General features: G+C 74.3%; 14 protein-coding genes. 4 read left to right on the top strand and 10 right to left on the bottom strand.

The window, feature by feature from the left end; genetic code table 11:
* Positions 1-210: 210 nt before the first annotated feature.
* The 4 genes from E4623_RS13250 to E4623_RS13235 are packed head-to-tail and all read right to left on the bottom strand — an operon-like array spanning position 211 to position 5,373.
* Positions 211-807: a DNA-3-methyladenine glycosylase I gene (locus E4623_RS13250; protein WP_134766978.1), complete on the bottom strand. Its 597-nt coding sequence runs from the start codon at positions 805-807 to the stop codon at positions 211-213.
* 55 nt (positions 808-862) lie between these two features.
* A complete protein-coding gene (locus E4623_RS13245; RefSeq protein WP_134766977.1) occupies positions 863-1,993 on the bottom strand; it encodes an ATP-binding protein in 1,131 nt (376 codons plus the stop codon).
* Complete coding sequence (locus E4623_RS13240; protein ID WP_134766976.1) at positions 1,990-2,964, bottom strand: pirin family protein; 975 nt, start codon at positions 2,962-2,964, stop codon at positions 1,990-1,992. Before E4623_RS13240 ends, E4623_RS13245 begins: the two co-directional genes overlap by 4 nt.
* Before the next feature lie 33 nt (positions 2,965-2,997).
* Complete coding sequence (locus E4623_RS13235) at positions 2,998-5,373, bottom strand: FdhF/YdeP family oxidoreductase (protein WP_134766975.1); 2,376 nt, start codon at positions 5,371-5,373, stop codon at positions 2,998-3,000.
* Positions 5,374-5,733: 360 nt separating this feature from the next.
* Here E4623_RS13235 and E4623_RS13230 point away from each other — a divergent pair, with 360 nt between their 5' ends.
* The gene (locus tag E4623_RS13230) at positions 5,734-6,222 is read left to right on the top strand and encodes an RDD family protein (RefSeq protein ID WP_209020659.1); all 489 of its coding nucleotides are present in this window, start codon (positions 5,734-5,736) and stop codon (positions 6,220-6,222) included.
* A gap of 85 nt (positions 6,223-6,307) precedes the next feature.
* Here E4623_RS13230 and E4623_RS13225 read toward each other — a convergent pair whose 3' ends face one another.
* A complete protein-coding gene (locus E4623_RS13225; RefSeq protein ID WP_134766973.1) occupies positions 6,308-6,730 on the bottom strand; it encodes a hypothetical protein in 423 nt (140 codons plus the stop codon).
* A 109-nt stretch (positions 6,731-6,839) separates the two neighbouring features.
* On the opposite strand from E4623_RS13225, the gene E4623_RS13220 reads away from it, so the two are divergent.
* On the top strand, positions 6,840-7,772 hold the full coding sequence (locus E4623_RS13220) for a metallophosphoesterase (RefSeq protein ID WP_134766972.1): 933 nt from the start codon (positions 6,840-6,842) through the stop codon (positions 7,770-7,772).
* 3 nt (positions 7,773-7,775) lie between these two features.
* On the opposite strand, the gene E4623_RS13215 is transcribed toward E4623_RS13220, so the two are convergent.
* From E4623_RS13215 to E4623_RS13195, 5 genes are read right to left on the bottom strand one after another with little or no spacing between them, the layout of a single operon-like run.
* The gene (locus E4623_RS13215) at positions 7,776-10,280 is read right to left on the bottom strand and encodes an ATP-binding cassette domain-containing protein (RefSeq protein ID WP_134766971.1); all 2,505 of its coding nucleotides are present in this window, start codon (positions 10,278-10,280) and stop codon (positions 7,776-7,778) included.
* Between the two features lie 37 nt (positions 10,281-10,317).
* On the bottom strand, positions 10,318-12,552 hold the full coding sequence (locus E4623_RS13210) for a transglutaminase domain-containing protein (protein ID WP_134766970.1): 2,235 nt from the start codon (positions 12,550-12,552) through the stop codon (positions 10,318-10,320).
* On the bottom strand, positions 12,552-13,727 hold the full coding sequence (locus E4623_RS13205) for a DUF58 domain-containing protein (RefSeq protein WP_134766969.1): 1,176 nt from the start codon (positions 13,725-13,727) through the stop codon (positions 12,552-12,554). Before E4623_RS13205 ends, E4623_RS13210 begins: the two co-directional genes overlap by 1 nt.
* 13 nt (positions 13,728-13,740) lie before the next feature.
* Positions 13,741-14,715 carry a MoxR family ATPase gene (locus E4623_RS13200; protein ID WP_134766968.1) on the bottom strand — a complete coding sequence of 325 codons (975 nt, stop codon included), beginning with the start codon at positions 14,713-14,715 and terminating at the stop codon, positions 13,741-13,743.
* Positions 14,716-14,761: 46 nt separating this feature from the next.
* The gene (locus E4623_RS13195; protein WP_134766967.1) at positions 14,762-20,998 is read right to left on the bottom strand and encodes an Ig-like domain-containing protein; all 6,237 of its coding nucleotides are present in this window, start codon (positions 20,996-20,998) and stop codon (positions 14,762-14,764) included.
* Between the two features lie 85 nt (positions 20,999-21,083).
* Here E4623_RS13195 and E4623_RS13190 point away from each other — a divergent pair, with 85 nt between their 5' ends.
* Together E4623_RS13190 and E4623_RS13185 are read left to right on the top strand one after the other, a co-directional pair.
* A complete protein-coding gene (locus E4623_RS13190; protein WP_134766966.1) occupies positions 21,084-22,295 on the top strand; it encodes an FHA domain-containing protein in 1,212 nt (403 codons plus the stop codon).
* A 138-nt stretch (positions 22,296-22,433) separates the two neighbouring features.
* Entirely contained in the window at positions 22,434-23,834 is a 1,401-nt protein-coding gene (locus E4623_RS13185) for a serine/threonine-protein kinase (protein WP_134766965.1), read from the top strand.
* Positions 23,835-23,854: the final 20 nt, after the last annotated feature.

Below are 23,854 nucleotides of genomic sequence, written 5' to 3'. Positions count from 1 at the left end.
GCCTCTCCGCGCCCGCCCACCGCTGGTCGAGCCGGCGAGCGCCAGCGAGCCGAGTCGAGACCAGCACCGCCCGCCCCCCGCTGGTCGAGCCGGCGAGCGTCAGCGAGCCGAGTCGAGACCAAGCAGCCCCCCACCGCTGGTCGAGCCGGCGAGCGTCAGCGAGCCGAGTCGAGACCAAGCACCGCCCCCCGCTGGTCGAGCCGGCGAGCGTCAGCGAGCCGAGTCGAGACCCACGGCGCCGCGGCGGAAGCAGCCCACCAGGTGCGGGTCGAAGACGCCGATCGCCTCCATCAGCGCCTGCATCGTGGTGGGGCCGACGAAGGCGAAGCCCTGCTTCTTCAGGCCCTTCGACAGCGCGACCGACTCGGGCGAGGTGGTGGCCACCGAGGCTGTGTCGGTGGGCGCGGGCGGGTGCTCGGGGGCGAAGGACAGCACGAAGGCCTCGAGGCCACCGGCCTCGCGCAGGGCGACGGTGGCGCGGGCGTTGGTGACGGCGGCGTCGATCTTGAGGCGGTTGCGGACGATCCGGGCGTCGTCCATGAGGCGCGCCCGGTCGGCGTCGTCGAAGGACGCGATCGCGTCGGCGTCGAAGTCGCGGAAGACCTCGCGGAAGGCGTCGCGCTTGCGCAGGATCGTCGACCACGCCAGCCCCGACTGGAACGCCTCCAGGGTGAGCCGCTCGAGGTAGGCGGCCTCGCCACGGACCGGTCGCCCCCACTCGTCGTCGTGGTAGTCGCGCATCAGGCTCGGCTGCTCGCCCGCCCACGGGCAGCGGGCGGTGCCGTCGGCACCGGTCAGGGGTCCCATGCGCGGCATCCTGCCGCACCCCACCGACAGGCGTCCGCGGGCGCGGCCGCGGACCTCAGGAGCCGGCGGTGCGGGCCAGCGGGACGGCGAAGGTGAACGCGCTACCCCGCCCCGGCGCGCTCGAGACCTCGAGGACGCCGCCCATCAGCGCGACCAGGTTGCGCGAGATGGCCAGCCCGAGCCCGGTGCCGCCGAACTCCCGCGTGATCGAGGAGTCGGCCTGGCGGAACATCTCGAACACCTGGCCCTGCACCTCCTCGGTCATGCCGATGCCCGTGTCGGTGACGGTGAAGCGGAGCTCGACGGTGTCGGGCCCCTCCCGCTCGGCCTCGACGGCCAGCCCGACCCCGCCGACGTGGGTGAACTTGGTGGCGTTGTCGATGAGGTTGGTGAGCACCTGCGCGATCCGGGCGGCGTCGCCGACCACCCGCCGCGGGACGTCGGGACCGACCTCGGTGACGAAGTCCAGGCCGCGCTCGTCGAGGGCGCCGCGCACGATCAGGGCGGTGTCGTCGACGACGTCGTGGAGGTCGAACGGCGCCGCGACGAGCTCGACGCGGCCGGCCTCGACCCGGGAGAAGTCGAGGACGTCGTTGACCAGGCGCAGCAGCCGCTCCCCGGAGCGCTCCATCACTGTCACCAGCTTGCGCTGGCGGTCGGTGAGCGTGGTCTCGTCGAGCAGCTCGGCGGCGGCCAGGACGCTGGTGAGCGGCGTGCGGATCTCGTGGCTCATGGTGGCCAGGAACGCCGACTTCGCGGCGTTGGCGCTCTCGGCCACCCGCCGGGACTCGGCGAGGGTCCGCTCGAGGTGGCGCCGGGCGGTGATGTCCTCGGCGATGCCGTACACCTCGATCATCTCGTCGTCGACGACGATCGGGATGCCGATCACCTCCAGGTCACCGACCGAGCCGTCGCCGCGCACGTAGCGGGTCTCGAAGATCCGGGTCTCCCCGCCCAGCATGCCGGCGAAGTGGCCCGCCACCTCCTCCACGTCCTCGTCGAGCAGCAGGTCGACGAACGAGTGGCCGATCAGCTCGTCGGCGCCGCGCCCGCTGATCTCGAACGCGGCCGGGTTCACCGAGACGAACCGGCCCTCGAGGTCGAGGGAGAACACGGCGTCCGGGTGCAGGTCCCACAGGGAGCGCAAGCGGGTCTCGGCCAGACGGAGGTCGCGCTCGGCCGTCACCGCCGCTCCCGGAGGCGGACCTGGGGCATCGCCGGCGCGGGGATCGGCGGCCTCGGGTCGCCGGTCGGGACGCCGAAGCGGCCGTCGGCGAGCGCGGTCCCGTCGCCGACCTGCTCCTGCCACTCACGCCGGTGCGCGACCACCTCCTCGTGGGTGCGGGCCACGAAGTTCCACCACATCACGATCGCCTCCCCGAAGGGCGGCCCGCCGAGCAGGAGCAGCCGCACCGGGTCCGGGCCGGCGACCAGGTCGAGCGACGTCGGGCCCGGCGGCAGGTAGACGAGGTCGTGGGCGGCGGCGTGCTGCCCGGCGACGCGCAGCGAGCCGGCGTCGACGAGGACGCCGTGCTCGAACGTCGCGTCGACGTCGAGCGTGACGGCACCACCGGGCTCGAGGAGCAGCTCGGCGCCGAGCAGCGGCGTCGCGGTCGGGACCGGCGAGACCACGTCGAGCAACGCCCCGAGGAAGACGCGGGCCTCGACGCCGGGGCGGCGCACCGGGTCGGGCGCGTGGTGCACGAAGCCCGGGTCGGCGTCGCGGGCGTGCTCGGGCAGGGCGACCCAGAGCTGCGCACCGTGCAGGGTCGTGGTCGAGGCCGTCGAGACCTCCGAGTGGCTGATCCCGCGGCCGGCCGTCATCAGGTTGACCTCGCCGGGACGCACGATCGCGTGGTGGCCGGCGCTGTCGCGGTGCTCGATCTCGCCGGTGAACAGCCAGCTCACGGTCTGCAGCCCGGTGTGCGGGTGCGGCGGGACGACCATGCCGCCGCTCTCGGCGACCGGGTCGGGCCCGTAGTGGTCGAGGAAGCACCACGCACCGATCAGGCTGCGGGCGCGCGAGGGCAGCGTGCGCCGCACGGTCATCGCCCGGGGCCCGCCGAGCGGCACCTCGCGCGGCGTCAGCACCTCGACGCCCCCCGCGGGACCGGCGGCGCAGGTGACTTCCTCGGGATGCTCGTCCAGCGTGCTCACGGGAGCATCGTGTCACCCCGGTCCGGCGGCGCGTCAGCTCTGGTGGATCGGGTCGGTGACCCGTTTGTGCCCGTGCTCGACGTCGGCCTCGGCCGCCCTCGTCACGCCGGCCCTGCCCCCGCCCGGCGCCTGGAGCCGCACGACGACCGACTTCGAGGTCGGGGTGTTGCTGCCCTCGGCCTTCGAGTCGAGCGGGACGAGCGGGTTCGTCTCGGGGTAGTACGCCGCGGCGCAGCCGATCGGCTGCTCGTAGGCCACGATGCGGAAGGCCGGCGCGGTGCGCTCCGAGCCGTCGTCCCACTCGCTGACGAGGTCGACCAGGTCGCCGTCCTCCCAGCCGAGGTGGCGGATGTCGTCGGGGTGCACGAAGACCACGCGGCGCCCGTTCCTGACGCCGCGGTAGCGGTCGTCGAGACCGTAGATCGTGGTGTTGAACTGGTCGTGGCTGCGCATCGTCTGGAGCAGCAGCCGCCCCTCGGGCACGGCCAAGACGTCGAGCGGCACCACCGAGAAGACCGCCTTGCCCACCGCCGTCGGGAAGGTGCGCGAGTCGCGCGGCGGGTGCGGGAGGACGAACCCGCCGGGGCGCTCGACCTTCTCGTCGTACGCCGCGCACCCCGGGACGACGTTCGCGATGCGTCGCCGGATGGTCGAGTAGTCGGACCGGAAGTCCGCCCACGGGATCTCGTAGGCCTCGCCGAGGGTCGCCTCCGCGAGCGAGCAGACGATGTCGACCTCCGAGCGCAGGTGCTCCGAGGCGGGATCGAGCGGACCCCGGGACGCGTGGACCGCCGACATGGAGTCCTCGACGGTGACGCGCTGCTCCCGGCCGCCGGTGAGGTCCTTCTCGGAGCGGCCCAGCACGGGCAGGATCAGCGCCTCGCGGCCGGTGACGACGTGCGAGCGGTTGAGCTTGGTGGACACGTGGACGGTCAGGTCGGCCCGGCGCAGCGCGGCCTCGGTGACCTCGGTGTCGGAGACCGCCGAGGCGAAGTTGCCGCCCATCGCGAAGAAGACCCGCGCCCGTCCGTCGGTGAGCGCCTTGACCGAGTCGACGGTGTCGAAGCCGTGCCGGCGCGGCGGGTCGAACCCGAACTCGGCCTGCAGCGCGTCGAGGAACTCCGGCTTGGGCCGCTCCCAGATGCCCATGGTGCGGTCGCCCTGGACGTTCGAGTGGCCGCGCACCGGGCAGAGACCGGCGCCGGGCTTGCCGATGTTGCCCTGCGCCAGCGCCAGGTTGACGAGCTCCTTGATCGTCGCGACCGAGTTGCGGTGCTGGGTGAGGCCCATCGCCCAGCAGAAGACCGTCCGCGACGAGGTGCGCAGCATCTCGCCGGCCTCCTCGATCTGGGCGCGGGTCAGTCCGGTGGCCCGCTCGACCTCGGCCCAGTCGACCCGGCGGACGTGCTCGACCCACGCCTCGTAGCCGTCGGTGTGGGCGGCGACGAAGTCGTGGTCGACGGCGTCGTGCTCGAGCAGGTACGCCGCGAGGCCCTGGAAGAGCGCCAGGTCCCCGTTGATCCGCACCGGCAGGAACAGGTCGGCCAGCGCGGTGCCCGGGCCGACCATGCCGCGCGGCGTCTGCGGGTTCTTGAACCGCACCAGCCCCGCCTCACGCAACGGGTTGACCGCCACGATCCGGGCGCCACGCTGCTTGGCGATCTCCAGGGCGCTCAGCATGCGGGGGTGGTTGGTGCCCGGGTTCTGGCCGGCGATGACGATGAGCTCGGCGTCGTGGACGTCCTCGAGAGACACCGACCCCTTGCCGATGCCGATGGTCTCCGCGAGCGCGACCGAGGTCGACTCGTGGCACATGTTCGAGCAGTCCGGAAGGTTGTTGGTCCCGAACGCGCGCACGAACAGCTGGTAGACGAACGCGGCCTCGTTCGAGGTCTTGCCGGAGGTGTAGAAGATCGCCTCGTCCGGGCTGGCGAGGCCGCGCAGGTGCTCGGCGACCAGGGCGAACGCCTCGTCCCAGGAGATCGGCTCGTAGTGCGTGCTGCCGGCACGCTTGACCATCGGCTCGGTGATCCGGCCCTGCTGTCCCAGCCAGTAGTCGGTGCGCTCCTCGAGGACGGCCAGCGGGTGCTCGGCGAAGAACGCCCGGTCGACACGGCGCCGGGTCGCCTCCTCGGTGACGGCCTTGGCGCCGTTCTCGCAGAACTCGGCGGTGTGCCGGTGCCCGGCCTCCGGGTCCGGCCAGGCACAGCCCTGGCAGTCGAAGCCGTCGACCTGGTTGAGCTTGAGCAGCGTGCGCGCGGTCCGGCTCGGACCCATCTGCTCGACGGCGCGCTTGAGCGCCACGGCCACGGCCGTCTTCCCGGCCGCTGCGTGGGCCTCACCGCCGACCTCGAGGTCGGACTCGTCGATGTCGTCACGGGGCGGCTTGCGGGCGAAGGGGCGGGCCATGTCCGACATCCTCACCCCTGCCCGGTCGACCTCGCCTCCCCCGGTGCGGCACGGCCCTGCCCACGCACCACGGTCGACGGGGCCACCCCGGCCGAGCCCCCGGACGCAATAGCCCGACATGACCTGTCCGCGCGTGCCCGGACACGCTACTTTCAGCCGACCGTGTCGACCGAGGGTCGACCCCTGCCTCACGCCCACCACGCGCCACCGCGTCCCACGACGCCCGCCACGCCCGTCACGCCCGTCCCGCCCCGAGGAGATCCCATGTCCCAGTCGCCGCCTCCCCCACCGCCTCCCGGCGGCTACGGCTCACCGCCTCCGGCCGGTGGCTACGGAGCCCCGCCGCCACCGCCGGTGGGCGTGCCCCGCCCGGGTGAGCTGGTCGACCGGTTCGTCGCCCGGCTGATCGACGGCGTGATCCTCGGCGTGGCGTACGGCATCATCTACGCGATCTTCAGCGCGATGTTCCTGCGGGGCTTCCGTTACTCGACCGGCGAGTGGCTGCTGTTCTGGATCTTCGCCTCGATCGTCATCAGCGTGGTCTGGGTGGGCTACTTCGCCTACCTCGAGTCGACCCGCGGCGCCACGATCGGCAAGCAGGTGATGAAGCTCAAGGTGGTCGGCCCCGACGGCGTCGCGAACCCGACGCTCGAGCAGGCGGTCCGGCGCAACTTCTGGCTGGCCGCGAACCTCCTCAACATCATCCCGATCATCGGGGCGGTGCTGAGCTTCCTGGCCAGCGTCGCGGCGGTCGTGATGATCGCCGTCGGGATCAACGGCGACCCGCAGCGCCGCCAGGCCTGGCACGACAAGTTCGCCGGCGGCACGCAGGTCCTCAAGGTCGGCTGACCCACCGGCGAGGTGGCCGAGCCACCCGCCACCCACGCCGACGCCGGTCCCGCGCGGGGCCGGCGTCGGCGCGTCCGGAGCCGGGTCAGTACCCCGGCGGCGGCGAGGACGGCGGCGGCACCGACGGGTGGCCCGGGTGGCCGGGGTGGACCGGGCGCCGGGTGTCGGCGGCGACGACGTCCTTGTGAAACCGCTTGTGCACGTAGAGCGGCTCGCCGAGCGAGGTGCACTTCCACCACAGCCCCGACGGGGGCCCGATCTGGACGGCGCGCGGCACCTCGGCCAGCACCCCGGTGACCTTCGACTGGCTCCACGTCGTCCCGGCGAGCACCAGGATCCGACGGTCGGTGACGACCACGACGCGGTACTTGTTGGCGAAGAGCAGGACGAGCACCGAGAGCAGCAACCACCACTGGCTGATCTTCTGGCCGCCGAAGACGGCCTGCACCTGCTCACCCGGCTGCAGGTGGGGGCGGGCCTTCTCGACCATCGTGTCGCGCAGCGCCATGCTGGTTCTCCTCGGGGTTGACGGGCCGGCGGACCGGCGTGCGGGGCCATCCTCTCCTCGACGGCCAGGTTCTCCACTCCCCGGTACGGGTGCGCACTAACCTCGATCCGTGCAGCTAGGTCAGTACCCGTCCCCGCGTCACGTCGTCGTCCACCTCAGCGACCCGCACCTGCTCGCCACCGGTGGCCTCCAGTACGGCGCCGTCGACCCCGAGCGGGGCCTGCTCCTGGCCCTGGAGCGACTCCGGCACCTCGACCCGGCGCCCCAGGTGCTGCTCTTCACCGGCGACCTCGCCGACAAGGCCCAGCCGGCGGCGTACGCGCGCCTGCGCGCGCTCGTCGAGCCGGTGGCCGCCGAGCTCGGCGCCCAGGTCGTCTGGACGATGGGCAACCACGACGAGCGGGCGACGTACGCCGCGAGCCTGTACGACGAGCCGGGCCACGACGGTCCGCAGGACCGGGTCCTCGAGGTCGACGGGCTGCGCGTGGTCGCCCTCGACACGAGCGTGCCCGGCTACCACCACGGCGAGCTCGAGCCAGCCCAGCTGGCCTGGCTGGCCGACGTCCTGGCGACGCCGGCGCGGCACGGCACCGTGCTCGCGATGCACCACCCGCCGATCCCGGTGCCGATGCTGCGGGCCGCCGAGGTGATCGAGCTCGAGGACCAGCCGGCGCTCGCCGCGGTGCTGGCCGGCACCGACGTCCGCGTCATCCTCGCCGGGCACCTGCACATCTCGACGTACTCCACGTTCGCCGGCATCCCGGTCTCGGTCGCCTCGGCGTCCTGCTACACCAGCGACCCCGTCCCGGTCGACCGGTTCGTGTCGGGCGTCGACGGTCACCAGGCGTTCACGGTGGCGCACCTCTACGCCGACCGCGTCGTCCACACGATCGTGCCGCTCGCCCCCGCCCGGGAGGTGACCGGCTTCCCGTCCGACGTCGTCGCCCAGCTCGAGGCACTCACGCCCGCCGAACGGCGCGAGCTCCTGTCGCGCAAGGACTCCGAGTTCAACATCGACCTCGAGGGGCCCTTCGACGAGTGAGGCTCAGCCGTCGGAGGTCGCGCTGCGACGGACCAGCCAGAACCCGATGCCGACGGCGATCGTGCCCAGGAGGCCGAGCATCAGCACGTCCATCACGAAGTGCGCACCGCCGGCACGCGCGATCCAGTCCTCCTTCTCACGCTCGCCCTGGGCCCGGGTCAGGCCCATGGACGAGGCGCAGGCGGCGTAGGCCCACCGCGACGGCGAGAGCCAGGAGATCTGCTCGAGCACCGGTCGGTTGATCGCGAACAGCGAGCCCGACAGGACGAGCTGGACCATGATCATGCCGACCAGCGCCGGCATCGTCTGCTCGGTGCTGGTGACCAGCGCCGACAGGCAGAGCCCGACGACCGCCATCGTGAACGACAGCGCCCCGATCGTCAGCGCGATCCGGGCCGTGCCCAGCTCGCCGTCGGCCCCGGGCAGGCCGACGACCGCGATGAAGGTGACCACCAGCCCCTGCAGGAACGCCGCGGAGCCGAGCACCACGATCTTGCTGGCGAAGTAGACACCGGGCGAGAGGCCCACGGCGTACTCGCGCCGGAAGATCGGCCGCTCCCCCACGAGCTCGCGGATGGCGATCGCGGTCCCCATCAGGCAGGCCGCCACGATGAGGACGATGAGGCGCTGGGACGCCTCCCCGGGCGAGAGGAGCTTGTCGACGAGGTCGCCGAAGGGTTGGCCGTCCTGGGTGGGCTGGCAGCGCAGCGGCCCGACCGCGTCGCTGTTGGGCGGGCAGCGTCGGGTGTCGTCGAGGGACAGCCCCGAGCCGCCGGGGACGAGTCGGCTCAGGCCGCCCAGCACCAGCGGCAGCGCGACGAGCATGCTGAGCAGCAGCCGGTCGGCCACCACGACGGCGGTGTTGCGGCGCACCATCGTGGAGAGCTGCCGGGTGATCGACTGGCGCGGCGGGGCCGGCACGGGCGCGGCGGGCGCCGGGAGCCGGCCGGTGTCGGTCGAGGACCGCGGTGGGGTGATCCGCGACCAGAGGTCGGGCTCGTCGAGCAGGTCGAAGACCTCCGGGTAGTTGCTGACACCGAAGTGGGCCAGGACGCCGGCCGGCGGCCCGAAGTAGGCGATCCGGCCGCCGGGGGCGAGGACCATGACGTTGTCGCACACGTCGAGGGCGAGCACCGAGTGGGTGACGACCACGACCACGCGGCCGTCGTCGGCGAGCGAGCGCAGCTGCCGCATCACCTCGAGGTCGAGACCGGGGTCGAGGCCGGACGTCGGCTCGTCGAGGAACAGCAGCGGCGGCGCGGTCAACAGCTCGGTGGCGATGGAGACGCGCTTCTTCTGCCCGCCCGAGAGCTCGGTGCCGATCCGGTTGTCGAGGCGCTGCTGCAGCTGGAGCTGGCCGGCCACGGTGTGCACCCGGTGGGCACGCTCCTCGGGCCGGGTGTCGGGCGGCAGCCGCAGCTCGGCGGCGTACCCGAGCGCCTGACGGACCTTGAGCTGCGGGTGCTGGATGTCCTGCTGGGGCACCAGGCCGATCTGGAAGCGCAGCTGGTCGTAGTGGGCGTAGAGGTCGTGGCCCTGCCAGATCACCCGACCGTGGGTCGCCGGCCGCAGCCCGGTGAGGGCGCCGAGCAGGGTCGACTTGCCGGCGCCGGACGGACCGATGACCGCGGTGAGGGACGACGGCGCGAGGGTGAAGGAGACGTTCTCCAGCAGCCGCTTGCCGCCGCCGACGACGACGGAGAGCCCGTCGACGTAGAGGGTGAACTCGTGCTGGGTGGCCGAGGTCAGCAGCTGGGTGCCGTCCCAGCGGAAGGTCTGGTTGCCGACGATGACCTCGGACCCCGGGTCGACCCGGACGGAGCCGGCGACCCGCTGGCCGTTGACGAAGACGCCGTTGAAGCTGCCGAGGTCGTGGAGCATCGCCGCGCCGGGCTGCTGCCCGAGCTCGAGCCGGGCGTGGAACCGCGACGCCAGCGGGTCGTCGAGCACGATGTCGTTGGACAGGTCGCGACCGATCGTCACCGACCGCCCGAAGCCGGCGCTGGCGGGCATCATCGTGCGGCCGTGCTCGAGCTGGCCCGGCGGCAGCACCGCCTGGGCGACCACGGGCGCGTCGCCGAGGGGCGGCGGCGTCGGCTGGTACGGCGGCGGCGCCGACCGGTGCGGCGGCGGGCCGGCGGGCTGGGCGGGCCCGCCGTGCTGGGCGGGCTGGTACGGCGGCGGGACCGGGGCGGGCCGGACCGGGGCCACCAGCCAGGCGACGACCGTCTCGCCGTGCGGGTCGCCGAGGGTGTACGACGTCGCGGCCGGGCCCACCGGGAGCCGGGAGACCCGCGCGCCGCCGACGAAGGTGCCGCCGGTGCTCGAGTCGGCGACGAACCAGGCGTCGCCCTGCCGCTCGAAGGTCAGGTGGTGCCGCGAGGCGCGCGGGTCGGCGACCACCACGTCACAGGTCTGCTCACGTCCGACGACGACCCGGTCCTGGTCGAACTCGTGCTGGCCCTGGGCGGACTGCACGACGAGGCGTGCGCGGGTGTGGTCGCTCATGTCGTGCGCCACCCTAACGGCGCCGGCGCCGACCGGCTCACGAGCGCCGCCGGAAGGAGCGGACCGCGACGACGGCGCGCAGCCGGCGCCGGCGGGTGGCGGCCGACGTCAGGGCCCGGCGCTCGGCGTCCACCAGCGCCCAGAACTCCGCAGCCACCGCCGCGTCGGGCTCGGCCGGGCCGAAGACCAGTCCGTCGGCGTGCCGGGCCAGGGCCGGCGCCGCCGGCGACGGCACGTGGGGCGCCTGCTCGCGGCGGGTCAGGGTGCTGCCGACCGGGACCGGCCGGCCGAGGTCGCGGGCGTGGTCGACCAGCTCGCGCCAGCCCCCGACCACCCGCGCCGAGGCGCGCGCTGCGCCACGGCGGCGCCGCCGGCGCCACGCCTTGAGCCCGGCGATGGTGCCGACGACCAGCAGGGCGAGCAGCAGCGGCCCACCGACGGCGGCCAGCACCCAGCCGAACCAGCCGGAGACCACCGCGCCGTCGTCCTGGTCCTTGCGCTCGATCTTGCGGGCCTCGAGCTCGGCCTCGGTCTGCTCGGCCAGCGTCGAGGGCGGCGGGACCGGTGCCGGCGGCGGGACGACGGTGCCGCTCATCTCCTGCTCGGCCAGCGGCGGCTGCTCGGCCGGCCGGTCGAGGTCCATGAACGTCTCGGTCGGCAGCGTCCGCCAGCTCCCGTCGACGACCTGCACCTCGACCCACGCCGAGACGTCGCGACCCTGCACGACGCCGTCGTCGGGCACCACGGCACCGAGCACGACCCGCGCCGGCACGCCGACCTTGTTGGCGAGCAGCGCCATCACCGCGGCGTACTGCTCGTCGTTGCCGACCGCGATCGGCGCGTTGGCGAACTCGTCGCCGAGCCGCTTCACGTGGTGGCCGGGGTGGTAGATCCGCTCGGCCTGAAGGACGCCGTCGGAGTACTTGCCCTCGACCTTGAGGTGGTCCGCGATCGCGAAGACCCGCTCCATCGGCTCCGACGCCCCGGCCGACCACTGCACCGCCTGGGTGTCGAGGAACGACGCCGCGAACGGCACGTCGGTGACGACCTCGGCCGGGGCGTCGGTCGGTGACAGCTCGTCGTCCGGCTCGACCGCGGTGAAGTGGTAGACGTCGCCCGGTCGCACCCCGGTCGGGACGACGGCGGTGGAGGTGGCCAGGTTGTAGCGCCAGGACTCCGCCTTCGTCGTGGGGTCCCCGGCGTCGAACTCGAGCTCCTGGAGCGCTCCGACGGTCGGCAGCCACACCCCGTCGTAGCCGTCGCCCACGGTGACCTCGACCGAGACCCGTCGTCCCCGGACCGGGTTGTCGATCGTGCTGGAGACGCGCTGGAACGCATCCGCCGCGGTGGAGGGGTCGGCGCCCTCGGAGGCGCCCCACACGATCCCGTCGTAGCGGTCGAAGGTCGCGATCCGCAGCCGGGACCCGGCGGGCGCGCCGTCGAGGGTGAGGAGCGTCTCGTCATACAGGTTCTCGGCCTCGACCGGGTCGGGCTCCTCGACGTAGCGGCGGAACGACGCCAGCGGCGAGGGGTACTGCCCGATGTCGAAGGGCGGGCGCACCTGGGTGCGCAGCACGGTGCGGCCGGTGTCGTCCCCGAGCGCGACGGAGGTGACCGGCATCGCCAGCGCCCCCGCGGCCACGACCAGGACGACGCCCGCGACGCCGCGACGCCAGCGCCCGTGGCGTCCGTCGACGGGGCGCCGGCGCCGCGACTCGCGGACGGCGACCCAGCCGATCGCGAGGACCGCGAAGACCGTGCCCTGCAGCCACAGCGACTGCGGCCGGGCGACGCCGAGCAGGATGACGGCGACGAGCAGCAGCACCGGCGCGAGCAGCGCCAGCGCCGAGCGCAGCAGGGCCGGGCCGGACCGGACCCCGACGGTGAGGCCGCCGAGCAGCCCGGCGACGAGGCCGAGCGTCCACGGCAGCACGAGCACCTCGCCCGTGCCCTGGACGGGCGGGAGCGTGGTGAGCAGCTCCTTCCAGCCGCCGACGACCTGGTCGGCGACGGTGCCGACCGACGTCGCGGCGACCAGCGCGCCGACGCCGAAGAACACCGGGACCCCCAGCGTCACGGCCGCGATGCCGGGCCAGCGCAGCGCCCGCACCAGCCCGGTGAGCGCGAGACCGAGGACCAGGCCGAGGACGGCGACGAGCAGGTGGGCGACTCCGGTGAAGGTCGTCGCCAGCCCGGCGAGGGCGACCAGGCACAGGGCGAGGAGGAAGCCGAGGTCGACGGCGCTCGTGCGGGAGGGGAGGAAGCGGCGCATCACACGCTCCACCGCAGCAGGCCGGGGAGGTCGTCCTTGTCGCCGAGCCGCAGGACCGACAGCCCGCTGACCTCGGTGACGCCGGGCTTCACGCCGCGCTCGACCAGGAGCGCCAGTCGTCGGACCTCGGGCGGGAAGACCGCCGCGGCGCGCAGCAGCGGGTCGAGCCCGGCGGCGGCGCCGGTGAGCAGGAACAGCAGGCTGGTGTCGGGAGCGAGGTCGACCGCCCTCCGAGCGGCGCCGACCAGCCCGACGGTGCCGGGCGCGGCACGGCAGACGGCGTCCAGGGCGAGGTTGCCGTCGACGCCGGAGCTGGCGGTCGGACCGCAGACGAACGTCGCCTCGAACTCGTCGGTGATCGCGCGCACCAGCACCGAGGCGGCGACCGACATCGCGATCTCCAGCTCGTCGTCGTCGGCCCACGACGCGAGGTCGTCGTCGACCACGACGGTGGCGTGGCTGCGCCGGGTGTCGAGGTACTGCCGCACGAGCAGCTGCTGCTGGCCCGCGCCCATCGCCTTCGCCGAGGAGCGCCAGTGCACGTGGCGCAGGTCGTCGCCGGCGACGTACTCGCGCAGGGCGTGGAAGGCGAGGTCGCTCTGGGAGATCGCGTCGGTCTCGACGCCCTCGAGGTCGCGGAGCAGGCCGGCGCCCATCGCGTCGAGCGGCACGAGCGGGGGCCGCACCAGCACCTCCTGGACCTCGGCCCACACGGAGTCGCGGGAGAACACGCCGACGGCGTCGCCGCGGCGGGTGACCGCCGGCCCGACCTCGATCACCCCGCGACGTTCGGTGCGGATCGTGAAGGACTCCTCGCTGGTCGCGCCCGCGGCGAGCGCCGGGACGCCGTAGCGGTGCACGGCCGCGCCGACGGGCAGCTCGAGCAGCGTGGGCAGCATCCGTCGCGTCGAGGTGTTGGTGACGTCGACGCCACCCGAGACCGAGCTGCCGGCCACCACCCGCGACGGCTCCAGGACGATCGCCACCCGCACCCGGGTGCGGCCCAGGAGGAACGGCAGGCAGAACGCCGGCAGCAGCAGGCAGGCGGCCCCCAGGACGACGAGCTCGCGCCACCGGGTCTGCGACGCGACGGCGAGGGCGAGCACGCCGAGGCCGAGGAGCAGCCAGCCCAGCGGGCGGACCACCCCCAGCGCGGCGCGGGCCCGGGTCAGCACGGTCGCAGCACGATCAGCGGGTCGCGACGCGGTCGGTGGGCGGGGCGACGGCGTCGAGCAGCCGGGAGACGACGGCGTCGACGGTCACGCCGGTGAACTGCGCCTCCGCGTCGAGCAGCAGCCGGTGGCACAGCACCGGCTCCGCCAGCGCCCGCACGTCGTCGGGGACGACGTGGTCGCGCCCGTCGGCGGCGGCCCAGGTCTTGGCGACCCGGATGAAGGCCAGGCAGCCCCGGGCCGAGAGCCCGAGCTTGACGTGCGGCTGGCGGCGCGACTCCTCGGCGAGCTCGGCGACGTAGCCGATGACGGCCGGGTCGACGTACACCTCGTCGGCGAGGCCGCTCATCTGGGCGATGGTCTGCGCGGTGATCACCGGGGTCACGAGCGCGGCGCGGTCGCGGACCTTGGCGTTGAGGAGCAGCTCGATGGTCGCGGCCTTGTCGGGGTAGCCGACCGAGCTCTTCATCAGGAACCGGTCGAGCTGGGCCTCGGGGAGCCGGTAGGTGCCGGCCTGCTCGATCGGGTTCTGGGTCGCGATCACCATGAACGGCCGGCCCACCTCGTGGGGCTTCCCGTCGACGGTGACCCGGCCCTCCTCCATCACCTCGAGCAGCGCCGACTGGGTCTTGGGCGAGGCCCGGTTGATCTCGTCGGCCAGCACGATCGAGTGGAAGATCGGCCCGGGGTGGAAGTCGAAGGTGCCCTTGTGCTGGTCGTAGACGGTCACGCCGGTGACGTCGGAGGGCAGCAGGTCGGGGGTGAACTGGATCCGCGCGTGGCTGCCCTGCACGGTGTTGGCCAGCGCCCGCGCCAGCATCGTCTTGCCGGTGCCCGGGAAGTCCTCGAGCAGGAGGTGGCCCTCGGAGAGCAGGCAGGTCAGGGCCAGCCGGACGACGTGCCGCTTGCCGAGCACGGCCTTCTCGATGTTGTCGGTGAGCTGGTCGAAGGTCTGGTGGAACCAGGCGGCCTGCTCGCGGGTGATCGTCATGCGGGTCCTGTCACGGTCGGGTCGGAAGCGGTCGGAGCGGGGCCGGTCAGCTGCCCGGCCACGTGTATCTCGGGCTCGTGGCGCCCCCGCACGTCGCGCTGACCCAGCCACCGGGGTTGCCGTAGTACGCGCCGGTCTGGTGCGACCCGTCGCCGAACGGGCCCTTGCGTCCGAAGCCGCCCCCGGTCGAGGAGTCGATGGTGCAGTAGGTGTTGCTGCCGCTGAAGTTGCTCATGATGATCGTGATGTAGCCGCAGGAGGCGTGGGTGCACACCGTGCCGGACGTCGTGTAGCAGTTCGGCAGCGACGAGCCGGCCCGGTCGCTGCACCGGTCGCCCCGGGTCACCTCGACCGACGGCAGCAGCGGCTGGTCGGTGCGCACCGACTCGGCGGTGCGGGTGGCCGGGCCGCGGGCCGGCGCGGCGTCGGACAGCCGCACCGTGATCGTCTCGGTCGTGTCGTAGCCGATCCGCCGCAGCTGGGTGTCGAAGGTGTAGGTGTCCACGCCCGGGATCGTGATCGTCTCGTCGCGGCCCTGGTTGCTGGTGACCCGCACCGTGGCGGGGTCGCCGTTGGGGTCGACGGTGATCCGCCAGCCGATCTCCTGGCTGGGGACGACGTCGCCACGGGTGGAGGTCATCGACACGATGTGCTGGGCGCCGAGCGGCCCGTAGGTCTGCACCGACCTCGGCGCCGACGGCGAGCAGCGGTCGAGCTCGTTGCACACCTCGAGCCGCACCTGGTGCGCTCCGTCGTTGTTCGGGACGGTGACGGTGCGCGACTGCCCGCCGGCGCCCTGGAACTGCTCGACGACGGTGGTGCCGACGATGACCTTGACCCGCGACTCGGCGCCGTTCGAGACCGGCACGGTGAAGTCGGCACGGGACTGGTTGTCCTGACCGGTCGCCGTGACCGACCAGTCGCCCCACGCCTCGGGGTCGCCGACGGCGACGAACTCCGACGGCGGCCCGGTCGCGGTGCGGCCGGCGCCGCCCTTGTTGGTCACCCGGACGGCGTAGCGGTACTTGCGGCCGTCGTAGCCGATGCCGCCGTCGACGCAGGACGTGGCGGCCTGGTCGGTGCACGCGGGAAGCGGTGACCCGTCGCGCAGCACGGTGTAGCTGAGCGGCGTGGGCCCGTTGGGGTCGACCGCGGGCCACGAGACGATCACGGCCGTCTGCCGGCTGCTGGTGCGGTTCTCGGTGAGGGTGGGCGCGGCCGGGGCGGCCGGCGTGCCGACCGACTGGTAGGGCCCGCCGGAGCGGCGTTCACCGGCGAACCGCTCGTTCACGGCGTAGACGGTGAAGGTGTAGCGCTGGTTGTTGTCGAGCCCGGTGACCGTGACCTCCGGACGCCGGGTGGTGGTGCTGCCGCCGTCGTCCCAGGAGACGACGTACTCACGGATGTCGGAGGTCTGGGTCGTCGGCGGCGTCCAGCGCAGTCGGAGGCTGGTGTCGCCCTCCGCGACCACCTGGATCGGACCGACCCGCCCCGGCTTGGCGTCGGGCGTGGCGACCCTCGACTGCGGGCTCCACCCCGACCAGCCGACGGCGTTGTGGGCGCGCACCTCGAAGCGGTAGTCCTGGCCGTTGGTCAGTCCGGTGACGTCGCAGGACGTGCCGCCGCACTCGCGACCCACCCCTCCGGTGCCGCGCACCTCGTAGCGGTCGATCGGGGCGCCGTTCGCGTCGGGCGCGCGCCAGCCCAGCGCCACCTCCTGGTCGCGCACCGTGGTGCCAGGGACCGGCGCGGTCGGCACGTCCGGCACGTCGAGGACGTCGAAGGTGATGCGGCCCTCCACCTGCCGCTCCGGCCCGTTCGACCCGGTGACGTCGCTCATCAGCACCCGCAGCTCGGCGCGGCCGTCGACCTCGGGACCGGTGGTGATGGTGACCCGGGAGCCCTCGGAGGTCGCCTGGACGTCGAGGTTGCCGACCTGGGCGACCTCGAGGACCTCCGGCTCCGGGTTCGGGACGCCGGCGCGCAGGTACGGCGCGAGGTCGATCGTCCGCTCCTCGCCGGCTCGCATGTCCTCGAGCCGCACCGGCGACATCGACGGCGGCGGCGACTCCACGACGAGGAGCTGCACCAGCCCGGGCTCGCTGCCCTCGGCGGTGACCTGCAGGGTGGCGCGGCTGCCGACCGCGGCGTTGCCGGCGGCGTTGACCTCGATGGTCGAGCCACTGGGCTGCACGATGCTCAAGCCGTCGACCGAGGTCTGCCAGTCGGCGTCGAACGACAGCGAGTCGACGTCCTCGGGATCGGGCGTCCAGACGTGGCAGAACGACGCGACGTCGAGGCCGATGGTGCGGTCCTGGGCGATCCGGACCGGGGTGTCGGGACAGCGCAGCACCGGGCGGGGCCGGCCGACCTGGACGGGCACCGACAGGGTCGCCTCGATGCCGTCGGGATCGTCGACGCCGTCGCCGGTCGTCACCTCGAACACCACCGCGCCCGGGCCCTCGTAGCGGTCGGAGGCGGCGACGTCGAAGGCCCCGTCGTCGGTGATGGTGGGCTGCACGTCACCCTCGGGCGAGGCCCAGATGCGGTCCTGCAGCGTGAACTGGACCGGCCCGCCGCCCGGGTTCACGACGTAGTCGGCGAGGTCGAGGCTCTCGGTCTCGCCGGGGTCCACCTCGATGGAGGCGCCCGGCACGACGTACGGCGCGCCGGCGTCGACCGGAGGCACGTAGATCGAGCCGGTCGCGGCGCCGCCGTCGGCGTCGCGCACGCGGAACGGCACCACCATCGGCTCGGCCCCGCGCTGCACGGTGACCTCGCCGCCGGCGATGGTGGCGGTCGTGCCCTGCGGCGCGAAGACCTTGCTGACCCGGAGGTCCTCGGGCTCCCCGTCGGGGTCGTAGGCCGTCTCGAGGACGTCGACGGTGACCGTCGAGGCGTCGCCGCGGCCGTCGACGTCGCCGGTCCCCCCGGCACCGTCGACCGCGCCCTCGTCGGCCGGGGTGCCGTAGGCGTCGAAGACGACCGGCGGGTTGTTGTAGGGCGTCGCCAGGCGCAGCGTGACGCTCGTCTGGGAGGCGTCGAGGCCGTTCGAGAGCCGGTAGACGACCTGGAGGGTGCGGGCCTCGAGCGTGTCCGGCGCCTCGATGACGATCGGGCCCTGCGGGGTCTCCAGGCTGACGCCGGCGGGTGGGTCGACCAGCGTGGCCTCCACGCGATCGCCCGCGGCGACGTAGTCGTTGGCGAGGATGTCGACGCGGGCCAGCCGGCCCGGCTCGGTCGTGACCGTGTCGGGGACGGCGAGCGGGGGCTGCGGGGTGCCCGGCGGGACGACGGCGATGCGCACGGTCCCGGCCGCGCTGCCGCCGTTCGGGTCGGCGACGGTGTAGCCGAACTCGTCGGTGCCCACGCTGCCCGGGTAGGCCTGGTAGACGATCGAGCTCGCCCCGAACCGGACCACCCGGCCCAGCGACGGCGCCGAGTCGATGCCGGTGAGGGTGACCGGGTCGCCGTCGGGGTCGACGCCGGCGCCGGGGATCCGGAGCTTGATCGTGTCACCCGCGACGGCGCGGCCCTCGAGCACCGGCGGCTCGGGCGGCTCGTTGCGCCGGGTGCTCGGCACGACCTGGATCTCGAGGGTGCCCGGCGCGCGGTCGCCGGTGGTGTTGGTGGCGAGGTAGCGCACGGTGAACGTCTCGGCGTCCTCGAGCCCGTCGGGGGCGACGTAGCGCACGAACCGGTCGGTGACGAAGGCCTGGCCGGTCGGCACGTCCTCCTCGCCGGGCGGGCGGACCTCGAGCACCCCGGCCTCGCCGCCGGGCCCGTGCCCGACGAGCTCGAGCTCGTCGCCGGCCGGGCTGAAGTCGTTGTCGAGGACCGGGACCGAGACCCCTCCCCCGGCCCGGACGACGACGCGGTCGGTCTCGGTGACCGGGGTGTTGTCGTCGGGCGCCGGCCGCCACGCCACGACGACCTCGCCCTGGACGCCGGAGCGGGCGCCGTTGCTGACGGTGTAGCGGACGAGCTGGGGGTTGGGGTCGAGCCGGCCCTGACGGGCGGCGATGCGGAGCCAGCGGCCCTCGACCACGGCCACGTCGAGCGCGTTGGCGGCGTCGGGTGCCGCGCCCTGCACGACGAGCACCCCGCCGGTCGGGTCGATGTCGTTGGCCACGACGTCGACCAGCGTGGCGGCCTGGCCGTGGAGCGTCACGCTGTCGGGCATCGCGACCGGAGCCTTCGGCGGCCGGTCGGGCGCCTTGACGTCGACCCGGATCCGCCCCGGCGCGAACGGCGCGTTGCCGAAGCGGAGGTCGTAGTCGAGGAAGTAGGTGCGCGCCTGGGTGGCGGTGAAGCTGATGGTGCCGTCGACCAGGTCGGTCGTCACCTCGGTGCCGGCGGGCTGGGCGACCTTGCCGGCGAGGGCGGTCCGGGCCGTCGGGGTGATCGGGTCGGAGCCGGGCAGGTCGTTGCCGAGCGGACGGATCGTCACCGTCCGGCCGACCTCGCCGGAGACCACGTCGGGCTCGGCGACGCCGGGGAACGACTTGCGGTCGGTGAGCGACTGCACCTGGAACTCCAGCTCGTCCTCCACCGGCGCCCCGATCCCGTCGGTGACGGAGTACGTCACGGTGACGACGCCGCTCTCGGCCGGCGCGGTGAACCGCACCCGCCCGGCGGACGTCGTGCGCGCGACCGCGCCGCTCCTCTCCCCGCCGACGGCGACGGCCCCGTCGAGGGCGAGCGGGTCGCCGTCCTCCTTGTCGCGCCAGTCGGGCAGGACCGGGATGTCGAGGGTGCCGCCGGCCGGGACCGCCCAGACCCGCGGCTCGAAGCCCTCGCGCAGCTGCGGCGTGGCGTTGGCGGCGTCGGTGCGCGGGGTGACCGTGACGGTCGCGGTGTCGGAGAGCCCGGTGCGGCCGTCGTCGATGGTGTAGTCGAAGCGCGTCGGGCCGGAGCCCTCGGGCAGGTCGATCTGCACGGTCTGGCCGTCGGGGCTGACCGTCACCGCCGCCTCGGAGCCGCGTGGCGGCTCGACCCCCGAGATCGCGAGCAGCCGCCCGCCGGGAGCGGTGTCGTTGTCGAGCGGGTGCAGCACGGTCGTGCGCCCCACCCGGGCACCGAGGGCGTCGTCCTTGGCCTCGGGCGGACGCCGGTCGCCGTCGTCGGTGTTCTCGTTCTGGTTGTCGTCGTCGGACTTGTCGGGCTTGAGCTGGAAGGCGTCCCAGTTGTCGAGGCGGGTCGGCTGGTCGGAGTCGATGTTCCAGACGGCGCCGGTGCCGCGGTCGTTGAGCAGGATCTCGCCGCGGTTGACCCGGAAGACGAGGTCGCTGGTCTCGGTGCCGAGGTCGTCGACGTTCGGCTGGCCGTCGCCGCAGACCGTGGCCACCGCACCGAACCCGCCGGACCAGGCGCCGTAGACGCAGGCGCCGAGCCGCACCGGCGCCGTCGGCCGGCCTCCGGCGTCGGCGACGACCTCGGTCTCCGCGCCGGTGGCCAGGTCGATCCCGACGAGCCGGTCGGGAGTCGCGACCAGGACGACGTCGGCGTCGGGGCCGGGCACCTGGAGGACCGACCCGGCGGGCAGGTCGGCGTCGGCACCGCCGACCACCTGCAGCGCACCCGACTCGGTGTCGAGGACGACGGCGCGCTCGCCGACCGTCGTGACCGCGACCGTGCGGCCGAGGTCGGCTCCCAGCGCGACCTCGCTCGGCGCGCCGAAGCCGCCGTCGCCGGCCGCGAAGGTGCGCAGGACGTCGTCCTCGGCGGAGGCGACGACCAGGCCGCCGTCGACGGTGACCGCGAGGGCGGCGTCCGGGGCGGTGACGGCGAGCGGGTCGGCCTGGGAGTCGAGGGCCGCGACCGGCGGGACGCCGCGGCGGGTGTCGACCCGGGTCGCCCACAGGCTGCCGTCGGCCGGGTCGAGGACGGCGAGGCTGCCGCCGGCCAGCTGCACCTGGGCGGCGGCGGGCAACGCGGCGTTCTCGCCGTCGGGCAGCGAGACCTTGGCGGGGTCGATGGTCGAGACCACGCCCGCCGACACGTCGATGCCGAGCACCGCGGCGCCGTCCTGGACGACGTCGAGCTGGGCGTCCTGCTCGGCGAACGTGACGCCGTCGAGCTCGCCGATGGGCTTGTTGACGCGGCCGTGGTAGCCGTCGCGGCCGTTGGTGACCCAGATGCCGCCGTCGTTGAGCTGCGCCTCGTGCTTGCGGTAGCCGTCGGCCTGCGTGGCCACGACGACCACGCAGGTCGCCGCCACGAGGAGCGCCGCGTTGGTCGCGATGGCGACGCGGTGGCGGCGGATCGCCCTCGAGATCGACATTGCACTCCTGGTGGCCTGGGGAGGCAAGGGTAGGAAGGGCGCTCCCGGCAGGACAACTCGGGTGCGACTGCGTGAGAATGCCCGGGTGCAGGCGTCCTACACCCCCGGCGAGGGGCTCGTCCTCGGCGCGGGACGCCGGTGGCTGCTGCTGGACGCCGTCCCCGACGCCGAGACCACCGACGCCCTGTGGGACCTGGTGACCGGACCGCGCGTCGCGAGCGCGGCCGTGCTCGACGTCGTCGCCGCGGCGTGCGGGCCCGACGCCGCCCTCGTGCTCGTCGACCTGACCCCCGGCGCCGAGACGTCGGCGACCCGCGGCTCGGGGCGGCACACCACCGTCGACGGGGTCCACACCCTCGCGCTCGGGCCGGTCGACGCCGACGCGCCGACACCGGCGCGCCGGCTGGTCGGGGGGGTGGTCGCGGCCGCCGCGGTCGTGCTCGTGCCGGGGTCCGGGCTCCCGTCGTCCGCGGCTCCCGGGCCCGGGCCCGTCGCCGGCCCGGCTGCCGGGCAGGCTGCCGGGCTGATCGACGGGATCCCGCCGGAGATCCTCGCCTCGCGACCGGTCCCACCGACGCCGCCGCCGACCGCGCCGCCGGCTCCCCCGCCCGCGCTCGGGCCGGTCGACACCGACGAGCCGCCCGCCGGGGCCGGACGACGCAGGGCCGAGCCCGGGGGTCACACCGTGCGGCGCGGCGCCTCGGGTCCGCCACCCCCTCCCCCGGCGGGCCCCGGTGCGGGCCCGATCGACAGCGACCACGACGGCCGCACGACCTACCGGCCCGAGGACGTCGGCCGCGACCCGACCCCGTCCGGCAGCCACCTGCAGCAGTCCACGGCCGAGACGGTGCTCGCCGTGCACTGCCCCGAGGGCCACGTGACGGCCGCCTACCGCCCGCAGTGCCGGGTCTGCGACGCCCCGGTCGGCCCGCAGGAGCCGCAGCGGATGCCGCGCCCGCGGCTCGGCGTCCTGCACCTGCCCGACGGCGAGCGGGTGCCTCTCGACCGGGGCGTCGTGCTCGGCCGGCAGCCGACGCCGGTGCCGGGCGGACCGCGGTGGCCGCACCTGGTGCGACTGCCGGCCGAGGTGACCCTCGTGTCCCGGTCGCACCTGTCGGTGGCGCTCGACGGCTGGATGGTGCTGGCCACCGACCTCGGCTCGCGCGGCGGCACGACGCTGCGGGTGCCCGGCCGGGTGCCGCAGCGGGTCCGCGCCCACGAGACCTACGTGTGGGAGCCGGGCCAGGTGCTCGACCTGGCCGACAGCTACGAGATCGTCTACGAGGTCACCGCATGAGCACCCCACGACGTCCTCCGGCTCCCCCGCTGCGCTCCTCCACCGGACGACGCCACAGGGACCCCGCATGAGCACCCCACGACGTCCTCCGGCTCCCCCGCTGCGCTCCTCCACCGGACGACGCCACAGGGACCCCGCATGAGCGGCGCGCCCCAGATCCCCGGCTACACGTTCCTGCAGCACCTCGGCACCGGGGGCTTCGCCGACGTCTTCCTCTACGAGCAGCAGTGGCCCCAGCAGCGGGTGGCGGTCAAGGTCGTCCGGGCCGACGTGGCGCTGACCGGGCGCGAGAAGAGCCTGTTCACCGCCGAGGCGAACGCGATGGCGACCCTCGCCGACCACCCCTACATCGTCTCGGTGATCACCGCCGGCACGACCGGCGACGGGCGCCCCTACCTGGTGATGCGCTACTGCCCGCCGCCCGACCTGGGGGTCCGGGTCCGACAGGCTCCGATGTCGGTGGCGGACGCCGTGAGCACCGGAATCAAGCTGGCCAGCGCGGTCGAGACCGCCCACCGGGCCGGGATCGTGCACCGCGACATCAAGCCGAGCAACGTGCTGGTCACCAGCTACCACGAGCCCGCGCTGACCGACTTCGGCATCGCCGGCCACCTGGCCGACGTCGGCGGCGACGAGGAGGTGCGGATCTCCTACCCGTGGGCCCCGCCCGAGCTGCTCGACGCGCGGTCCAACGGGTCGGTGGCCTCCGACGTGTACTCGCTCGGTGCGACGATCTGGAACCTGCTGACCGGCCGCTCGCCGTTCGCGATCCTGCACGGCGACAACACCCCGCGGGCGCTGTCGACCCGGATCCTGCACACCCCCGCCCCGCCGACCGGTCGCCCCGACACGCCCGCGGCCCTCGAGGCGCTGCTCGCGCAGTGCCTGGCCAAGGTGCCGGAGCACCGGCCCCCCTCGGCGATCGACCTGGCGCGGTCGCTGCAGCGGATCGAGCAGCAGGCGGGCTACGCCCGCACCCCGGTCGCGGTCGAGGGCGACCGCCCGGCGCCGGGGACCGGCCGCGCCGTCGTGGCGGACGGCGACACCGACGCGACGTACGTCAAGCCGGTCACCGTCATCCCGGCCTCCGGTCCACGCGCGGCGCGGATCGAGTCCGACAGCAGGGCGACCGTGGACCCGGGGCGCGGGTCGCGCGGCGCCGTGGTCTGGGGCGTCCTCGGAGTCCTCGTCGTGGCCGCGGTGGTCGCCGTCCTCGCCCTGCGCGGCGGCGGCGAGGAGGACCCCCCGCCGACGGTCGACCCGAGCACGCGGACGCCGGCGCCGCTCGAGCCGGGCTCGCCGCAGCTGCCGCCCGAGGTGTCCGGGAAGCGGCAGGGCGCGCAGGTCACCTTCACCTGGCGCTCGCCCGACGAGCCGGTGGACGGCGACACCTGGGAGTGGCGGCGCACCGACTCCGGCGACGGCGCTCGCACGACCGAGCGGCGGCTGACGCTCCGGTCGCCCGACCGGCTGTGCGTGCAGGTGCGGCTGATCCGCGGGGCCGACGCCTCGCCGTTCACCGAGCGCTGCGTCGACTGAGCCGTCGCCGACGGCACGAA

The organism is Nocardioides sp. 1609 (assembly GCF_004522105.1).
In the GTDB taxonomy this organism is placed as follows: domain Bacteria; phylum Actinomycetota; class Actinomycetes; order Propionibacteriales; family Nocardioidaceae; genus Nocardioides.
This window is presented reverse-complemented; position numbering and strand designations above follow the sequence as displayed.